This is a genomic window from bacterium (genome assembly GCA_022763185.1).
GTDB lineage: Bacteria > Bdellovibrionota_G > JALEGL01 > JALEGL01 > JALEGL01 > JALEGL01.
On sequence record JALEGL010000008.1, the window covers coordinates 98646 to 116912 of the forward strand.

The 18267-nt window shown below is 38.1% G+C and carries 14 protein-coding genes; 7 read left to right on the plus strand and 7 right to left on the minus strand.

Annotated features, from left to right (window positions below; all coding sequences use genetic code 11):
- Nucleotides 1–45 precede the first annotated feature (45 nt).
- Entirely contained in the window at nt 46–2568 is a 2523-nt protein-coding gene (gene topA / locus MRY82_05575) for a type I DNA topoisomerase (protein ID MCI5072395.1), read from the minus strand.
- Between the two features lie 213 nt (nt 2569–2781).
- Between topA and glpX the strand changes: the two genes are divergently transcribed.
- A complete protein-coding gene (gene glpX, locus MRY82_05580) occupies nt 2782–3771 on the plus strand; it encodes a class II fructose-bisphosphatase (protein MCI5072396.1) in 990 nt (329 codons plus the stop codon).
- Between the two features lie 299 nt (nt 3772–4070).
- Here the strand turns inward: glpX and MRY82_05585 are convergent, their stop codons facing one another.
- Entirely contained in the window at nt 4071–5096 is a 1026-nt protein-coding gene (locus MRY82_05585) for a hypothetical protein (protein MCI5072397.1), read from the minus strand.
- A gap of 119 nt (nt 5097–5215) precedes the next feature.
- Here MRY82_05585 and MRY82_05590 point away from each other — a divergent pair, with 119 nt between their 5' ends.
- Nucleotides 5216–6382, plus strand: coding sequence for a hypothetical protein (locus tag MRY82_05590; GenBank protein MCI5072398.1), 1167 nt, complete (start codon nt 5216–5218; stop codon nt 6380–6382).
- A 15-nt stretch (nt 6383–6397) separates the two neighbouring features.
- Here the strand turns inward: MRY82_05590 and hemB are convergent, their stop codons facing one another.
- Nucleotides 6398–7387 carry a porphobilinogen synthase gene (gene hemB, locus MRY82_05595; GenBank protein MCI5072399.1) on the minus strand — a complete coding sequence of 330 codons (990 nt, stop codon included), beginning with the start codon at nt 7385–7387 and terminating at the stop codon, nt 6398–6400.
- A gap of 12 nt (nt 7388–7399) precedes the next feature.
- The gene (locus MRY82_05600; protein ID MCI5072400.1) at nt 7400–7762 is read right to left on the minus strand and encodes a histidine triad nucleotide-binding protein; all 363 of its coding nucleotides are present in this window, start codon (nt 7760–7762) and stop codon (nt 7400–7402) included.
- Nucleotides 7763–7844: 82 nt separating this feature from the next.
- Here MRY82_05600 and MRY82_05605 point away from each other — a divergent pair, with 82 nt between their 5' ends.
- Together MRY82_05605 and MRY82_05610 are read left to right on the plus strand one after the other, a co-directional pair.
- Nucleotides 7845–8801, plus strand: coding sequence for a bifunctional methionine sulfoxide reductase B/A protein (locus MRY82_05605; GenBank protein ID MCI5072401.1), 957 nt, complete (start codon nt 7845–7847; stop codon nt 8799–8801).
- A gap of 120 nt (nt 8802–8921) precedes the next feature.
- Nucleotides 8922–9347, plus strand: coding sequence for a hypothetical protein (locus MRY82_05610; protein ID MCI5072402.1), 426 nt, complete (start codon nt 8922–8924; stop codon nt 9345–9347).
- A gap of 2 nt (nt 9348–9349) precedes the next feature.
- Here MRY82_05610 and MRY82_05615 read toward each other — a convergent pair whose 3' ends face one another.
- Complete coding sequence (locus tag MRY82_05615; GenBank protein MCI5072403.1) at nt 9350–10951, minus strand: DUF839 domain-containing protein; 1602 nt, start codon at nt 10949–10951, stop codon at nt 9350–9352.
- Nucleotides 10952–11163: 212 nt separating this feature from the next.
- On the opposite strand from MRY82_05615, the gene MRY82_05620 reads away from it, so the two are divergent.
- Complete coding sequence (locus MRY82_05620) at nt 11164–11739, plus strand: thioredoxin family protein (GenBank protein ID MCI5072404.1); 576 nt, start codon at nt 11164–11166, stop codon at nt 11737–11739.
- 25 nt (nt 11740–11764) lie between these two features.
- Entirely contained in the window at nt 11765–14173 is a 2409-nt protein-coding gene (locus MRY82_05625) for an AsmA family protein (GenBank protein ID MCI5072405.1), read from the plus strand.
- A 6-nt stretch (nt 14174–14179) separates the two neighbouring features.
- Here MRY82_05625 and MRY82_05630 read toward each other — a convergent pair whose 3' ends face one another.
- Both MRY82_05630 and MRY82_05635 read right to left on the minus strand, forming a co-directional pair.
- A complete protein-coding gene (locus MRY82_05630; GenBank protein MCI5072406.1) occupies nt 14180–14779 on the minus strand; it encodes an RNA methyltransferase in 600 nt (199 codons plus the stop codon).
- A gap of 3 nt (nt 14780–14782) precedes the next feature.
- Nucleotides 14783–16297: a hypothetical protein gene (locus MRY82_05635; GenBank protein MCI5072407.1), complete on the minus strand. Its 1515-nt coding sequence runs from the start codon at nt 16295–16297 to the stop codon at nt 14783–14785.
- Nucleotides 16298–16521: 224 nt separating this feature from the next.
- On the opposite strand from MRY82_05635, the gene MRY82_05640 reads away from it, so the two are divergent.
- The gene (locus MRY82_05640; GenBank protein MCI5072408.1) at nt 16522–17919 is read left to right on the plus strand and encodes an FHA domain-containing protein; all 1398 of its coding nucleotides are present in this window, start codon (nt 16522–16524) and stop codon (nt 17917–17919) included.
- The last annotated feature ends 348 nt before the right edge of the window (nt 17920–18267 follow it).

Genomic DNA, 18267 nt, shown 5'->3' on the forward strand with positions numbered 1-18267 from the left:
AACCTTACCATTTTTTTGATCTTTTTATTTCATTCAGAACGTATACTATTCTAATATTTTTACAGCAATCTCCATGGTGACGTCTTCGGCTTTTTGATCTTCAGGGAGCTTAAAGTTTTTGCTGCCATGTTTGATGTAGGGACCGTACTTACCTTCCATGACCACCACTTTTTTATTGGTTTCTGGATGTTTGCCCAAGTCTTTGATGGTTTTGGATCCACGGCGGCCCACACGTTCTTCCGCTAAAATTTCAACTGCACGTTCTAAAGTTAGAGTATAGATATCATCATCTTTTTTGACTGAGCGGGTTTCGTCGTTGTGGGATAAGTATGGACCAAAGCGGCCTTTGTTGGCAATGATAGGTAAACCGGTTTCTGGGTGCTTGCCCACCTCATAAGGTAAAACTAAAAGTTTAACCGCATCCTCTAAGCTTAAGTTTCTGTAATCGTATTCACGCGTTACGCTGGCACGTTTGGGTTTGGGGTTGTCATCGGTTACTTCACCCAATTGAACATAAGGGCCATATCGTCCAATCAGTACATAAATATCTTCGCCTGTATCAGGGTGTTTGCCAATGGATTCAGGGCCTTTTTCTGAAGCTTCAATAATATCTTTGACCATTTCCTGGCTTAAATCAGCAGGGGCAACGTCTTCAGGGATGGAGGCACGCACGTCTTCAACACCAGCATTTTTATCGCCCGGTTTCACCAAGAAAGGCCCAAAACGGCCAACGCGTATCTGGGCATCAAAGTCCTGATTAAGATAAACCTGCCTGGATTCATCGGCGTTAATCTCTTCTTCTTTTCTTTCTGCTTGTTTGAGTAAGCCATTTTTTCCCAAGTAAAAGCTTTTTAAATATGGAAGAGATTCTTGTTTGCCAACAGCAATTTCATCCAAGGTTTCTTCCATTTTTGAAGTAAAGCCGTAGTCGACCAAATCAGCAAAATGTTTTTCTAAAAGTTGCATCACCACGAAGCCAGTGAAGCTAGGAATCAAGGCTGTTCCTTGTTTGCGCGCGTAGTTGCGATCAAGAATAGTGCTGATGATAGAGGCATAGGTAGACGGTCGACCAATGTCTTCTTTTTCCAAACGTTGTACCAAAGATGCTTCAGTGAAGCGTGCAACAGGTTTGGTTTTATGACCATCCACCAAAAGCTCAGATAGTTTAACGCTATCGTTTTCTTTTAAGTCGGGCAATAGGTTTTCTTTATCATCCAAAGCAGCATCTGGATCATCTTTTCCTTCAACGTAGGCTCTTAAAAAACCAGGAAATACAATGGTCATACCGCTGGCCTGAAACACTGAATCTTCTGCCTCAAGTTTTACAATCATCGAGCGTTTTTTGGCTTCTGCCATTTGGCAGGCCAAGGTACGTTTCCAAATTAAGTCATACAAAGCCAATTCTTGTCCAGATACACCGGTATCTTTGGGGTGAACAAACTCATTGCCAGCAGGACGGATGGCTTCATGCGCCTCTTGCGCACCTTTTTTACCACTGTATTGTCTTACTGTGGATGACAAGTACTCCTTGCCATACAGTTTTTCTACACTTTTACGGGCGCCTTCAATGGCTTGCTTGGATAGCGTAGGAGAGTCTGTTCTCATATATGTGATCAAACCTTGTTCATACAATGCCTGAGCTGTACGCATGGTTTGCCGGGCCGACATACCTAATTTACGGTTGGATTCTTGTTGCAAGGTTGAGGTGATAAAGGGTTTTGCAGGGTTGGAGGTAAAGTCTTTAAATTCTACGCTTTGCACGGTCCAACTTGCTTTATCTAGCTTATCTTTAATCTTTGTGACTTGATCTTCATTAAAAACCACATAATCTTGTGGTTTAAAAAGCTTACCTGTTTCTGGGTTAAAGTCTTTACCTGTTGCAAGACGTTTACCCTCATGACTGATAAATTTGGCTTCAAAATCAATTTTATCTTTATTCAAGGTGGCTTTTAGATCCCAGTATTCTGCCTGAACAAACTTCATGCGTTCACGCTCACGCTCAACCAGTAAGCGTAAGCCAGCTGACTGCACGCGACCAGCAGATAAGCCATAGGCTATTTTTTTCCAGATTAAGGGAGATAATGTAAAACCAACCAATCTATCTAAAATACGACGGGTTTCCTGTGAAGAGACCAGGCGTTGATCAACATCTCTGCAATCTTGCAGTGCTTGAGTAATGGCAGCTTTGGTGATTTCATGAAAGACCATGCGTTTGACGGGGACTTTGGGTTTGAGCAATTGGAGCAAATGCCAAGAAATACTTTCTCCCTCTCTATCTTCATCTGTTGCCAGATACAGTTCATCGGCTTCTTTAAGCAGTTTGCGCAGTTGGGTAATGATTTTACCCTTACCCCTTTGGGTGACATACAAAGGTTCAAAGTCATTTTCAACATTGATGCCTAGACGTGCCCAAGGTTCTTTTTTGTATTTTGCTGGGACATCGGCTGCAGTTTGTGGAAGGTCTCGGACATGTCCAAAGCTGGCTTCTACACTAAAGCCTTTGGGAAGAAATTTTTTAATGGTTTTGGCTTTGGTTGGGGACTCAACAATTACAAGTTTTTTGGCCATAAGACGGTTCCTTTACTTTTGTGCGTGTACTTAAATATTGCGTAACACGTCGGGTTTTGTGCAATTTTGTCATAAAATAATAAAAAGCACAGCTTTTATGGCCGATTTTTGCCATAAATGTCAAATTTCAATATAGCAATTGTGGAAGATATGATTATTTTTCCGTCAAGTGAGCCGATTTGATGGGAAAACTTAGAAAATTAAGGGAAAAACATGGAAAAAACACTTTCACCGGAATGCATTAGAATCACTGAGGACGCAGCCATTGCCTGTGCCCGTTTGATGGGAAAAGGTGATAGAAATGAAGCAGATCAGCTGGCCACGCAAGCCATGCGCAAGACCATGGATGATATTGATATGTGTGGCACCATTGTGATTGGTGAAGGCGAGCGAGATGAAGCACCCATGCTGTATATAGGTGAAAAAGTGGGCCGTTATAAAAATGGCAATGAGAGTCAGTATTTGCCAGAAATTGATATTGCGGTTGACCCACTTGAAGGGACCAATTTGGTGGCCACTGGTCAAGCCAATGCCATTACCGTACTGGCGGCATCAGAAAAAGGTGGTTTGATGCATGCTCCAGATACCTATCTCAATAAGTTGTGTGTGGGACCAACGTCTGCTGGACAAGTGGATATTAACCTTGAACCCAAAGAAAATCTAAATAGAATAGCCAAAGCTTTAAAACGTGAAGTCAGTGATTTAACCGTGGTTATTTTGGATAGACCGCGGCATAAAGAGCTGATTGAGCAAGTGCGTAAAGCTGGCGCAAGAATCAAATTGATTGGTGATGGAGATTTGTCTGCCGCCATCAGTTGTGCCATTCGTGGAACCAATATCCATGCAGTGATGGGGATTGGAGGAGCACCTGAGGGTGTATTGGCTGCAGCGGCTCTTAAATGTTTGGGGGGAGAAATTCAGGCTAAGTTTTGCTTTAGAAACGATGAAGAAAAACAACGTGCTAAAAAAATGGGCCATGATAATTTAGATAAGGTGCTTCACACCAATGATCTTGCACCAGGAGAGAATATTGTTTTTGCATGTACCGGTGTAACCAGTGGAGATTTGTTGACAGGGATTCGTTATTTTGGTGGCGGAGCCAGAACCCACTCATTGGTTATGTCTTACCAAAGCCGTATTTTTAGACTGGTGGATACAGTTCACATGTTTGATAAAGACAAAAACGCGCCTATTATTTTGTAAGTAGTGTGTAGGGCTAAGTGTTAAAAATAAAACAGTAATTCAATTGATTTTTAGCACGGGAGCGTTGTTTTTTTGTTTGTAGCTATGGTTATGTTTTTACAGCTCCAAGTTGTACTTCAGAGTTTGAAGGATGTTATTATAGAGTTGACCCGATTATTCTGCAGCAAGCCTTAAAGTGTCAAGTCTATCATATGCTAGAGAGATTGTTTAGTTTAGCTTTGGTGGCTTTACAGATTGAAATAATAGAAAAGTTTTCTAAAAAGCAGCAAAGATAAAAACTCTGTTGTAGTTTAATAAACTCAATACCAGATATAAGGACCTAAACCTATACTGGTGCTTATTTTTTTTTGTAAGTGAGGATCCATAGAAGGAAGATCTTCATTGTATTGTTCGCGGTCAAACCAAAGTTTTATAAAGGGTAGGTCACAAGTGTTTGCCTCCCCGTCACATAGTTCCTGATTCATAGACGTGGTGCGCAAGTATTTTTTTTGACCAATTAAACAATCTTTAGAATTAAAGTAACAGTAAAGTTTTGATGCAATATTAATGACACGAACTTTATCTCCCAAGGTTACTTTTTCATTGCTTGAAAACTCAGTTTTTTCTATACCGTCTCCAACAACATAGGGTGCTTCAGTTATATCAGCATCTGCGGTTAAATAACGATAAGACAGTCTTTGGTACCATGGTCTATCTAAACGATTGGAAGCTTGATTCATCAGATCATTTATTTTTTCAATCAATAAAAAGCTTAAAACTTCAGTTGTTCCTGCGGCAAGTACGGTCGCACCTATGGTTACGGCATTTGACCCTAAAGTAACCCCACCGGCGACTTGAAAGCCATACCGACTGCCCATAAAGACAAGTCTACCAACATATGTTCCAGGTATCATACTTACAGCGATTTGACTTGTAAGGCTAAGAGCTCCATGCGCTTGATCTTGAGAGAAAACCGGGTAAGCGCTAGGGTCAATTAAGACCCAGCCATCATCAATAATATGAATACAATCTATGCCTTTAGCATCAACGGTATGCAGGTGCCCGTTTTTGTCATAATAGCTGCGTGTTCTATGGTTATAAATGTCCATATTATTGAATAAATAATACGTGTCTTCAGCTTCCTCAAGCTTAATGTAAGGGCACAGTAGATAAAGCTGATATTCAGGGTAGTCTCGGTGCGGTTCACGATGAATATAGTAGGGTTCTTGCTGATCTTGTCCAGAATACATGCCTGATTGAGAAAATTGAAATTCTTGAATGAACTCTGGAGGCAAAGATTCAGCGTCATGGTTTTGCGCATAGGCATGGCCTAATAAACAATACACTTGAAATATGAACAGTAGCCATCTCATTGTATAAAATACATACCATAATTATGCGATGCATTAAAGTGTTTTTTATGTCTTGACAAGGTGCTTGTTGAAGCGATAAACAATGTCGCAATATGTTACTTAGACAAATTGTAGGGATTGTTTTTTTACTTTTTTGCTCAACAAAAACGGTCTTTGCGCAAAATCAAGAACAGCTCAATCGTAAAAAGCTAGAGTTGCTAAATTATGTCAAAGAAAAAGTTCATCCTCAGCTTGAGCAAGCCATAATAGAGTCCGAAGAAAGTGCTGATTCACGTTGGAAAATATTTGGTGCTGGTTCTCTTAGCGTTGGTGGTTTTATTGTTTTACGCCATCAAATGGTTTTGAAATCTTTAAATAGTAAAATGAATAGTTTATTGCAAGACCAACAGCGTTTAGATCTGCAAATTGCACAACAAAGAAGAAATGCTGCCAGTACAATCAATGAAATGCGGGTGGCAAGAGCACAAGCCAGATCAGGTGTTGTTTTAAACGGGGTTTTTAATTCAGAGGGAGTAACGGTTCCTCCGCATCAACAGTTGGATGGGCTGACACGGCAACTGTCAAATGTTGATGAAGCTGGTTTGAATAACTGGTGGGGTTTGTTGCGGGAGCAAAGAGCGCTTGAAACACGGGTAGATGTTATGTCCAGAGCTGGACAAACGGTATCAACGGCAGAGCTTGATGACGTTATTGAAAAAATTACAAAGCTCGAGAATGAATTGTTTGCAAACGGTCAGCGTAATGTTGCCATAGAAGTTCAAAAAATTAGAGCCGACTCGCAAAGACTCCAACAATTATTAAACGATGCAAAAGCAAATCTCAATGAAGCCAATTTAAGAGCCTCTGCTATTTCAGATGAGGTGGGTCACTTAAGAACTAGCATTAAAGCTCATAATTTACGGTACATCCGTATTGGCGCTATTGCTATGGGTGCTTTGACAGCTTTGGGCTATGCCGGCAATATGTATTGGATCTACGAGCGATACAAAGATTATTTTGGTCAAACGCTCAGTGCCCAGAAGCTTTCATCGTCTTCCAGTTACACACAGAAACAAAACACCCTTTATCTTATGGCTAAAAACCATATTATAGGTAGTAGCTACCAAGATTGCCCAGAACAAGATTATGCTTGGGTGCATGAAAACTTGCGAGATGAAGAGGAAGTAGAGCATGTGCAAGATTGGATCGATGCCATGTATGCAGTGTGTTTACAGCTAAGTCTGATGGATGAAACAGCCTGTAAAACCTCAGGCTCTTGATCTTACTCTATAAAATTAAAGTTGTTTTGCTATATCCTGAGCAGCGTAAGTAAGAATGCCACTGCAGCCAGCTCTTTTTAAGGCAATGAGGCTTTCTAACATACAGGCCTGGTCATCCAAATAGCCTTTTTCTGCCGCAGCTTTGAGCATGCTATACTCCCCGCTGACATGATAGGCAAAGGTTGGTACTTTAAATGTCGTTTGTACTCTATGAATAATATCCAAGTATGGAAGACCGGGTTTAACCATAACCATATCTGCGCCTTCTTTTAAATCTTGTTCCACTTCATCTAGAGCTTCTAGGGCATTGGCTGGATTTTGTTGGTAAGTGCGTTTATCGGTTTTTAAATTGGACTTTGAACCCACCGCATCTCTAAAAGGGCCATAAAAAGCAGAAGCATATTTTGCAGCATAAGACATGATCAGCGTGTTATGAAACTGAGCATGTTCAAGGGTATTGCGAATAGCCTTGATACGGCCATCCATCATGTCCGAGGGACCTAAAATATCACAACCTGCTTGCGCTTGCACCAAGGCTTGTTGGCTTAAAATTTCAACCGTTTCATCGTTATCAATATTGCCTTGAGCATCCAAGATTCCATCATGACCGTGCGTGGTGTAGGGATCTAAAGCCACATCGCACATGATGCCTAAATTAGGGCAAGTAACCTTAACAGCCGCAACCGCTCTGCAAATTAAATTGTTGGGATTTGTGGCTTCAATGCCGTCATCGGTTTTTAAACTTGGATCGATTTTGGGAAACAAGGCAATGCAGGGAATGCCCAGGTCTTGGGCCTCTTTGGCTTTTTTAACCAAGAGATCAATGCTGTACCTAAAAACACCGGGCATGCTGTTGATGGCTTCTTGTTTGTTTGTGCCATCAATAACAAAGCATGGCCAAATAAAGTCTTGGGCGGATAAGGATGTTTCAGCCACCAAGTCACGTAGCCATGAGCTTTTTCTGAGTCTGCGCATGCGATTAAGAGGAAAATCTGCTTTGTACATACTTAAGGTCTCCTAAGCAAAGTTACCAGAGAGTTGTTCGCCCCCAAGAATATGAAAGTGTAGATGAGGGACACTTTGTCCACCATGTTGTCCAATGTTGTTGACCACTCTGTATCCTGTTTCAGATAGCCCCAAATCGGAAGCTATTTTAGGGATTTGTAACATCATGTGGGCAATTAAATTTTGATGATCTTGGGTTAAGTCATTGAGTGAAGGAATGGCTAACTTGGGGATGAGTAGGGCATGCACTTTTGCCTGCGGTGCAACATCTTTGATGCAGATACAGCGTTCATCTTCATAAAGAACGGTGGATGGAAGTTCTTTGGCTATAATTTTTTCAAACAAAGTCATGACTTGAAAATAGCATGATTTCACTGATCCCCAAAACATTGCCGCATTCAGAATAAAAAACTAGGATTGCGTTGAGTCATGGAGATGAAAATGTTATGCATACGCTATGAGTGAAAAGCAATACTGCAAGCCGAGTCAAGAAACATTAAAAGAAACTTTAGATTCTGAAAGTTATCAAGTCACACAAAACAATGGCACAGAAAGAGCCTTTGCCAATCAATATTGGGATCACAAAGAGCCTGGTATTTATGTCGATGTTGTTTCTGGAGAGCCCTTGTTTTCATCCTTGGATAAATACGATTCAGGCTCGGGTTGGCCAAGTTTTACGCGTCCTGTGGAAAAAAACAACATCGTTGAAAAAGAAGACAGAAAATTATTCATGAAGCGTACAGAAGTTCGCTCAAAACATGCTGATTCGCATTTAGGGCATGTTTTTCCAGATGGACCGGCACCCACGGGCATGCGTTATTGTATTAATTCAGCAGCGTTGAGATTTGTGCCAGTCAAGGATTTAGAAAAAGAAGGTTACGCAGAGTTTAAGTCTTTATTTGAGGGGGAGCATACAATGAAAAAGGTTCAAAAAGATACAGCAATTTTAGCAGGAGGCTGTTTTTGGGGTGTTGAACAGTTAATTAGACAATTAGAGGGTGTTTTAAGCACAGAAGTTGGCTATACGGGTGGAGATCTAGAAAACCCAAAATATGAGCAAGTAAAAACGGGTAATACAGGGCATGCCGAAGCTATAAAAATTGAGTTTGACCCGAGTAAAATTAGTTTTGAACAGATTTTAGAGTTCTTTTTTAAAATGCATGATCCTACTACCCTCAATCAGCAAGGCAATGATGTGGGAAGTCAGTATCGATCCGCAATATTTTATCAAAATGAAGAGCAACGAAAAACTGCGCAAGATGTGATTGCTAAAGTTGAAGAATCTGGTTTTTGGTCCAAACCTATTGTGACCGAAGTTGTTGAACAAAGGCCGTTTTATTCAGCTGAGGATTATCATCAAGATTATTTGCAAAAAAATCCTGGTGGCTATACCTGTCACTTTGTAAGACAATAAAGCCTGCGTCTATAGAGTCCAGTGGTATTTTTTTGCTCACTCTAATTATGATGTAACTGTTTAAAATTATTGATTTAAAATGCTCTATTGTTTGGCATAACCTATGCAATATTTAGTGGCATGAGAAAAATTAAGGAAGTTTGCCGTAACGACAATAAAAAACTAACAAGAAAATTAAGAATACTGAGTGTGGTGTTATGTTTAATTTTTGCTTTAAACAATTCGGTTAAAGCCAAAACATTAGCGGTCAGTGAAGATTTTAAAGTATCCATTGACTCTATTACGGATGGAAATATTGACCAAGCCTTAATGCGCTTTGTGGGGTCGGAACAGTGTTCTACTGAAGTGTTAAAAGTAAGACATGAGCTCGATCAAGAGCAAATAGCTCTTGCAGTAGATGCAGCAGAAAACGGACCTCTTTTAGATGAGAATGCTGAAACACTCAATCTTGAGAGCAAAACCATACATGCCTTAAAACAGTGTGCTGAAAATTTAAACATTTCCTTAGCCGCCGTATTGGAAATGTATGTCTTGGCCAATGGCTAGTTTTATACAGCACTGATCTTATCTAAAAACTTTCCGGCAATACAAATAACACTAGGCTTTGGCTTGCTGTTGCCGCCATCAGGCCAATGACTTGTTGGCTTATCAAGCTCTTGTGTCATTTCACCGGGATGTTGTACAGAAAGGAATAAGGTCTTTCCATCAGGGCTGAATTTTGGACCGGTAAACTCAGCATCTATTGGCGCTGAAGCAACTTGAATGGGCATCCCTGCTTGCGGACCTTCTTTTAAAACCACAAACAAGCCATTGTTACCAAAGGCTTTATAATCACCTTTACCTACTTTATGGCCCGAAATATCGGTCGTAAACCAAAGGTTGCCTTTGGGATCAAACTCAATATTATCTGGACAAGCAAAACCTGTTTTTTCTCCACCTGCAATAAACGTTTCATGTTTAAAGCTTAAGGAAAGGGGGTCATTATTGTCCTCTGTCATTTTTAGAATGGAACCGTGGGGGTTGTTGGTCTGACCATTTTTTGTCAGTGCAATATAAATATTACCGTCTTGATCTAACTCAACATCTTCTGGTCTATCTTGTGGGGTGGCACCAATCATTCTGGCAGCCTCTCGAGCATGAATTAAAATATCCAATTGGCTTTTGTAGCTTTGTTTTAGTTTGGTATTATTTAAGGTTAAAGGGAGCCATTGATTGTTATTGGTATCTGCAACATACAAGGTTCCTGTTTCAAGACTGTTGGTTTTGTCAGCAATAAACTTATAGATAAATTCATTTTCTTTATCGTCACCCATATAAACCACTGGACGACCATCTTTGGCTTGAGTGACAGTAGCGCTTTCGTGGGCAAATCGACCTAAACTGGTTAGCTTTTTGCCTGGATCTGAGCTCAAAGGGTCAATTTCAACCACCCAGCCATAATGTTCAGGGGGATAAGCATAGATGTCTTCCCATTGTGATGCATAGTAAGGGTTGTCTTTATTGATTTTTCCTGTTTTTGGATCTCGCTCACCATAATAATCTTGATAGTTTTCCTCACAGCTTAAAAAAGTATTCCATGGAGTTTTTCCACCGGCGCAGTTGCCTAAAGTACCAACTGCATGCGTACGATTAAGAATGGCTTGACCACCCGCAAAAGGAATTTTAGTTTGTGCATCTATACGACGGTTGTATGGGTATGACGTGTCCACTTTCCATTGTCCGTGTTTGACTTGATCTGCTTTAAATAAAGAGCAGCCTACACTTTGTTGTTCTTTATCTGCTTGCGTTTTTGTTTTTTTACCTTGTAAGTAACCGCTGACATATTTGTCATTGGGGTACTCATTGTTAACCATAAAAAACAGACTTTTATTGTTTTTACTTAAGGGTACATAGTTGATGTAATCACAGTTAAAACCAAAACTATGGGTTTTTGAAATGGGATCTCCCCATGAGACCAGGACAGAATAACGTAAGTCTTCAACAAGTCTAACGTCATCTTTTAAGCTTGGGGCTAAATTTTTAATAGGGGCAGCAACTTTGGGAGACTTCATGCATGATGCTGGCAAAACACTAAAACCTGATAGTAATGCAGAGTTTTTGCCTATAAATTGTAAAAACTGTCTTCTGTTCCATTCTTTATGCAAGTTCATGTCTAACGTATTATCGTACTGAGACCAAGAGATCAAAATAACTTACATTTCACGGTTTGATTTTAAGGGCTTTAGAAAAGCTTAGTGACAGCTATCAGGGCATTGATCATAAAGTAGAATCAATAAACTAAAGTTTAAAAAAAAATTGAATATGATAAGACAGCGTAAGGTTTAAGCTTGTATTCATTTTTATAGAAAAAAGAGAGTTGTTTATGGCATTGACAGAATCACAAATGATAGGTTTAGGACAACATCTTCCTGAGTTTAGCTTATTGAACGTGGTGTCCAATAAGTATCTAACTAAGAGTGATGTGAAAGATAGGCCTGTGCTGATTATGTTTATTTGTAATCACTGCCCCTATGTTAAGCATGTCTGGCATGAATTTTCTCGCTTGGAAAAAGACTATCAAGACAAAGGTTTAGTGATACTCGCGGTTAACGCAAATGATATTGAAAACTATCCTCAAGATGGACCAGAAAATATGCAGCAATTGCATCGTGATATGCAATGGTCTTTCCCATTTTTATTGGATGAGGAGCAAAGTTTTGCAAAAGCTTTGCATGCTGCATGTACACCTGACTTTTATGTTTTTGATGCAAAGCATGCATTACAGTATCGAGGACAATTAGATGATAGCAGGCCAGGGAATCCAACTAAAGTTAGTGGTCAAGATATACGAAAAGCATTAGATCGTATTTTGCAGGGTAAACCTGTAGATTGGGAACAAAAGCCCAGTATTGGATGCAACATCAAATGGAAAAAAGGCAATGAACCAGAGTATTTTTAATGGTTGATCCTTTGAGGAATAAAACATGAAAAAAAATAAATTAACAAAGATTCTATTGGGTGTGATTGGCTTTTTTGTACTGCTGTATGCCATCATTTTGATTTTACCTAAAAAGAGTTTAATTAGTAAAATAGAGCAACAGGTTTATCAAGCTAGCAATTTAAAACTTTCCATAGGTAATATAAGTCCGGCCTTATTTGGCATTTCTCTGGATAATGTGTCCTTACAAGCGGAAGACAAAGACAAACTTTATATAAGTCTTGAGCATGCAAAATTTAAAATAAAGCTTTTGCCTTTATTTTCCAAAAAAGTGGTGTTTTCAAAAATTCTACTGGACTCACCCCAGGTAAACTATGATCTAAGCTATAAATATCAATCTCCGGATGAAGATAGCAAAGACACCACTGCAGCGATAGAAAAAGAGGGTGCTATTAACTTTGAGTTAAGTCAATTGCTAATCAATAATATGAAAATTAAAGTGCATGAAGAAAATTCATTGTTGTTTACAACACATTTGGCCAAGCAAAGTTATGTCATAAAGACTCAAGGTTTGGATGTTTTTGCAATATCAGGTCATGCAGACTTTGATGAGTTGCTTTACCAAACTGCCTACGGATATTTTGGACGCGGTTTAGAGCCTAAACTGGATATAGATCTGATATACGACAATAAAAATCAGAACGCTACACTAAAGCAGTTGATGCTTGAGAGTGAGTCGATCAAAGCTGAAATGCAGGGAACATTTGAAATGCAAAATGAACCACGCTACAAGTTTAATTTGAATGCCAAGAGTGGAGAGTTAAAGCAAATTTTAGCATTTTTGCCGTCAAAAATATTTAGCGATCAGTCCATGAAATCCAGTGACGGTCAATTAATACTTGAGGCATCCTATGACGGTGGGAGCGACTACAGCAATGCTGACTTTATGGCTAAGCTTAAATTGACTGATGGTGTTGCACGCTATAAAAAAGATATTAAAGATATTGTTCTTGATCTGGATATCGACAGTCAATCTATCACACTCAACGCACTCAAAGCCAAAACCGATAAAAGTATGATTGATATGAAAGCAAAAATTAGCAATTATCTTAATGGTATTGAAAAAAGCCCAGTGGCTGTTTCAGCTCAATACAACTTAGACTTTGATGAGTTAAAGCAAATAGAGATGTACCCACCTGAGCATGCTTTGTCAGGAAAAGCCAAAGGTCAGATCAACATAGCTCAAAACATAACTTCACCTCTTATGACAGGCAGACATCAATTGACGGATGTTGCGTATTCGTCAACCTCACCGGACATGAAAAACTATAAAATTAAAAGCCTGTATGCCACCCTTGGTTTAGAAAAAAATCAAATCAACCTTGATGTCGATCGCATGCAAATAAATAATGACGAGCTTTCCATGAAGGGAAGTGTTCGAAATGTTTTAGCGTATGCCTTAGCGGATGGCTCTTTAGATTATGATATTAATGTTAATGCAAAATCTTTGGATTTGGATAAGCTTTTGCCAGAGGACCAAGAAGAAAAAAGTTCAGAAGCAGTAGATTTTAGTCCAATTAAAAAAATTAATGGGACCAGTCGATTACAGTGCAATGTTTTGCATTACAGTGACTTGGACTTAAAAAATGTCAAAGCTGAGTTGGTTACACAAAATGGAAAAATTGACTTAAAGAACCTAAGTGCCAATGCCTTTTCAGGCTTGTTCAAAACTAACTTTAAGCTTGATGTAACAGATGAAGATAGGTTTCCTTATCAAGCCAATGTGAATGTTGATAATGTCAAATTAGATGAGTTTATAGACTATGCAAAAGTTTTTTTCCCGATAAAAATTGATAAAGTCACAAAGGTCGGGGGGCAACTTTTTAGTCAAATACAATCATCAGGAACAATTAATACAAACACACTTTTGCCTGAAATAGACTCCATATCTTTTGAGGGGCCCATAAAAATTGTTGAAGGTTACCTTAAACAATCCGCAATACAAAAGCGCTTGGCTCAATTCATCAAGAAAGACTCATTGAAGAGTGTTGATTTTAAATCATGGAGCCAATACATTCAATTTAACAAAGGTATGTTTGAAGTTAATAAACTAGACTTTAACAGTAAAGGTATAAATCTTTCTGGTAAAGGTACTCAATCACTGACTGGGAAGGTTGATTATGATTTTAAAGTAAAACTTCCAAAAAAAGATGTTGAAGAAACATTCCCTGCTTTGGCTAAACTTAACCCTAATGCAGAGAATATAGACATTCCTATTCAATTAACGGGATCACTCAATGAGTTAAAGGTTTCTGTGATTGAAGGCAACATCAAGCAAGTCGTGAGTGAAAAAGTAGAGAAAAAAATAGAAAAGAAAGTTGAAAAGAAAAAAGAAGAAATTAAAAATAAAACAAAAGAGGCGGTCAAGGATAAGCTCAAAGGCTTTGGTTTTTAAAGCTCATTATCTATTAGAATGCTGTTTTAAATAAAAAGACTCTATTGCATCAATGTTTTTTTGTTGGCTTTTATCATAGTGCCCCTTGATTTTTTTTTGCCGGACAGCTTCATATACACTGATGGCACAAGCAACAGAGATGTTTAAGCTTTGCACCATACCCATCTGTGGTATATGAAAATGATGTGTACTTTGCTGTAAAGCTTCAGGTGTTAGCCCAACATGTTCATTGCCAAACATTAAAATGCTAGGCTCTGAAGAGAAGTCAATATCGTAAACTTCTAAAGACTGATCATTTAAGTTTGAAGCATATAGCTTTGTATAGTTTTTTTTAATTGAATCAAAGCATTGTTCAAGGTCAGTATAAAAGTGTATCTTGAGCCATTTTCTGGCGCCAGAAGAGGCTTTTTCATCAAAACCTTCAAGGGTTTTGGGTAAACGGTAGTCCGTATTTAAAATATAGACATTAAAAATACCTGCAGCATCACAGGTCCTCAAAACAGCACCAATATTATGGGGATCGTGAACATTTTCTAATAAAACAGCAAGATCTGTTTGCCGTTGGGCTGCCAGCTGTTTTATTTTATTTAAACGCTCATTGGTCATGACTTAGTCGATTGCAAATAATTTAAACAGTTGATCATGTTTAATAAAAAACACAGGCTTTTTAAGTTGGCGTAGAGCATGAAAATCACCTAAACTTTGCGCGAGCTTTATTTTTTCAAGCTGTGCTTGTTCTTCTGAAACGTCAGGATTGTCACCGTAGACAATAATAAAGCTAACATCAAGGTGACCGCCTTTAAAATATTGACCAACAGAGTGTAAATATTGAGGCCCAGGGTAAGGAATGCACGGTTGGCAGTAAGTTTTTGATAGGTGCTGACACAGTTTTTCAAGTTTGTTTTTGTAACCAAAGCCAAAAAATAAAACAGCTATCATTTGATTTTTATGGCATAGCTTGTCCAGTTCTTCAAAAAAAACTTTGGGCGTTGTTGCTGTTGGGTCTTCAGGTTTTAAGTTCACTTGTTTTAGGTAATCATGGGCGAGTGATTTGGATAGAGCAACATTTGGTTCATCAAAAGGGTTAAGCTTAAGAAAATAGCCTAAGATTGCTGTGATTTGCATCCAAATATAGCTTTGAAGAAGAAGATTGTTTTGCTTAGCCGTCAAAGGAAATGTAAGCATATGGCTAAAAGTGTTTGATAAGGCTAGATTTGTATCTGTATTGATATGAATATAATCTTTTCGATCATTATCAATGTATTGTGAAGGTAGGGGAATAAAACCACAGTTGTTTTTTCCAGTACTTTCTGCAATCAGCTGCTCCACCCAATGGGTAAAATAAGAAAGTTGGTCAGGTAAATGTAAAATGAGCTTATTGCTGCCATAGTTTTGATATAGTTGAAAAACTTTAGCTGTAAACTGTTCAATCTGCTTTTGTAAATTTTGACCTTTTGCGTACTTTAAAAAACAATCTATATTCTCATTCAAGGCTGTAAAATTAATTAATGCAAAAGGTAAAAGGCCAAAGTACGAAATAGATGAAAACCTTCCACCTATGTCATCAGGAGTGATAAATTGATCATAGAAATTATGTTGACTTAAAGCAAAGTGCTGACTTAATGATGTGTTGGCATCAGATACACTTACAAAATGATGATCAGGGATATTAAGTTTTTGAAGATACTTGAAAACGGACATGGTTTCCAGAGTGCTGCCAGATTTAGAGGCAATAAAGAATAAGGTGTTAGGAAGGTCAACCCTAGATAAACAATCATGGATATGCTGGGTGTCAGTACTGTCTATGATATGAAAATGTTCAGCTTCATAAACATGAACCAAGGTTTTGGCAAATAAACTGGAGCCCCCCATGCCAACCCAAACAAAATCTAGATAGTTTGATTTTTTAATTTTTTCATAGAAGGCACTAACTTTTTCCTTAGAGTTGTTAATCACTTGATCAGACTCAACCCAGCCTAAACGGTTTGAAATAGCGTGTTGCTTTGTCAATTCAGATGACCAAAGAGTGGGGTCTTTTTGCTGAAGTCTATTAAAAATATTGTTAGATTTGAGCTCTTCAAGCAAGAGTTCATAATCGTTGGTTGACTTGTCCTCTAGATGCATTGTTTTAGTCTATTATTGAATAATAGGAGTATTGTCGAGATAAATGCAGCTTTATCAATGTAAACTTAAACGCTAGAGATACACATTGTTGTTTAGAATCGTGTATAAAAATAATAGTTTAAAAGACAAATGCTTTTTGCTTATGGTTTATTTACGATATAATATTAACAAGATATGAGTTTTTCGAGCGAAAATAATGGGTTTATGCCGAATGGGGGCTTTTTTTGGCAAAAATAAGTAAAATTTCTCCTGTTGTTGCAGACCGTAAAGCCGTTTTTTTGCGTTTGTACAATCAAGGAAAATTTATTGAAACCTTCCAATTGAAAAAAGGGTCTACTTTGGTGGGTAGAGACCCTTCAAATCAAATTGTGATTAAAAGTACGTTTGTATCTAGGCACCATTTTGTTATTGAAGTTTTAGATAGCGGCGTTGTTTATATACAAGATTTAAAAAGTAGAAATGGCACCTACGTTAACCGCGAAAGAATATCAAAAATAAAACTCTCTCATAAAGATAGAGTTATTTGCGGTCCATTTGAATTTATTTTTAATCAACCCCACTTTGATAAAGAAGAAGATAGTTCAGACTCCTTAACAGATTTAGAACTTACGGATAAAAGCACGACCACAAAAAGTAAAAGCAAAAGAAAAGCAAAGAAAATGCCTTCTTTGGATCAACAAGATTCAGGTGTTTCTTTATCCATTGAATACTTAGACCATAACGATCTTGATGTACCTACGATCATTACTGGTTTAGAGTCCACAAAAGGAAGCAATGCCACAAGAGAAGCTGATATGTCAGTTTTTCCAGATAGAGTGGTGCCTTTACAAAAAACATCAAAAACGAAAGTAATTATGATGGCTTTGGCCATGGTCGGGTTTTCTGCTGTTTTAGCTTATGGGATGTTTCTATTTCTACAAAAAAATGCACAAAAATCTCAGTTGGTCATGCAAGAAACAATGGAAGGTACAAGTCAAGAGGACAGCACTAGTGCACAATCAATAAAACCAGTATCTAAGGTTAAGAGCAAGAATGGTGTTTCTAAAGCAAAAAAAATGACGGGTTCAAAAACCAATAAAAGAGCATCATCTAAGAAAAACTTTAAAGTCAGTGATATCTTGGGCAATATTGGCGATGAAGAAATAGATTTCTCAGGTCTGAGTAATTTATCTAAGAGCACCAGTCAAAGAAGAAAAAATATTGCTAAAGCAATCAGTAAAGCTACGCTTTCAGTGGATGTTGAGCCACCAAAACATCAAGGCTCTTTTTTCTCATTCAATAAAGGCAAGGAAAAGAAAGTTAGTGTGGATAGTGCAAAAGAAGCGCTTAATTACCAGCGTTCAATAAAAAATCAGCTGGGTTTTGTGCAAAACTGCTTTGTTAGTTACGCTAAAAACCCTGAAAAGCCGGGTGTCATCTCATTAGAAATCAGTTTAGACAATGCAGGAAAAGTAAATCGAGAAAGAATTGACTCTGATCATTTTAAAACCAGCAGGCTAGACCAATGTTTAAAAAAAGGCGCTCAAGATATTGTAGCCGACTCAAAGCCTCCTTGGGAGGGTTTTACCGCAAGCTACAAATTTAAATTTGCCGGTGTTAAAAAGAAAAGTTTTGATTCCTAAAAGTTAATTTAAATACTATCGTTGTATATAAAGGTTTTATTCTAATCCTAACCTTAAGTTACGCATGCTGACGGTAATGTTTTAATTGAAAGGGTTAAAGAAACGTATATATAAAATTAGGCTGACCGGCTTTATATTTACATAGGGTGCTTTAAATTGAAGCCAATAATCAATAAATAGAGAAAAAATAATTTATATAGGCTCAAAGGATTGTTTGGCATAGCCCAATGAGAACTCGCTGCATGAAATCTATTTTGTTCTCATAATTTGTCACGATATAAACTTGAAGTACTTCAGGCTTGGGTATTTCACAATCTTTTTTTTGCGCTAAAATCGAAACCAATCAAA

Excerpts from the sequence above, each read along its gene's own strand:
- MRY82_05630 (MCI5072406.1), bottom strand. The coding sequence starts at position 14,779 with ATGACCAATGAGCGTTTAAATAAAATAAAACAGCTGGCAGCCCAACGG.
- MRY82_05610 (MCI5072402.1), top strand. The coding sequence starts at position 8,922 with ATGAGAAAAATTAAGGAAGTTTGCCGTAACGACAATAAAAAACTAACA.
- MRY82_05635 (MCI5072407.1), bottom strand. The coding sequence starts at position 16,297 with ATGCATCTAGAGGACAAGTCAACCAACGATTATGAACTCTTGCTTGAA.
- glpX (MCI5072396.1), top strand. The coding sequence starts at position 2,782 with ATGGAAAAAACACTTTCACCGGAATGCATTAGAATCACTGAGGACGCA.
- MRY82_05620 (MCI5072404.1), top strand. The coding sequence starts at position 11,164 with ATGGCATTGACAGAATCACAAATGATAGGTTTAGGACAACATCTTCCT.
- hemB (MCI5072399.1), bottom strand. The coding sequence starts at position 7,387 with ATGTACAAAGCAGATTTTCCTCTTAATCGCATGCGCAGACTCAGAAAA.
- MRY82_05590 (MCI5072398.1), top strand. The coding sequence starts at position 5,216 with ATGTTACTTAGACAAATTGTAGGGATTGTTTTTTTACTTTTTTGCTCA.
- topA (MCI5072395.1), bottom strand. The coding sequence starts at position 2,568 with ATGGCCAAAAAACTTGTAATTGTTGAGTCCCCAACCAAAGCCAAAACC.
- MRY82_05625 (MCI5072405.1), top strand. The coding sequence starts at position 11,765 with ATGAAAAAAAATAAATTAACAAAGATTCTATTGGGTGTGATTGGCTTT.
- MRY82_05615 (MCI5072403.1), bottom strand. The coding sequence starts at position 10,951 with ATGAACTTGCATAAAGAATGGAACAGAAGACAGTTTTTACAATTTATA.
- MRY82_05605 (MCI5072401.1), top strand. The coding sequence starts at position 7,845 with ATGAGTGAAAAGCAATACTGCAAGCCGAGTCAAGAAACATTAAAAGAA.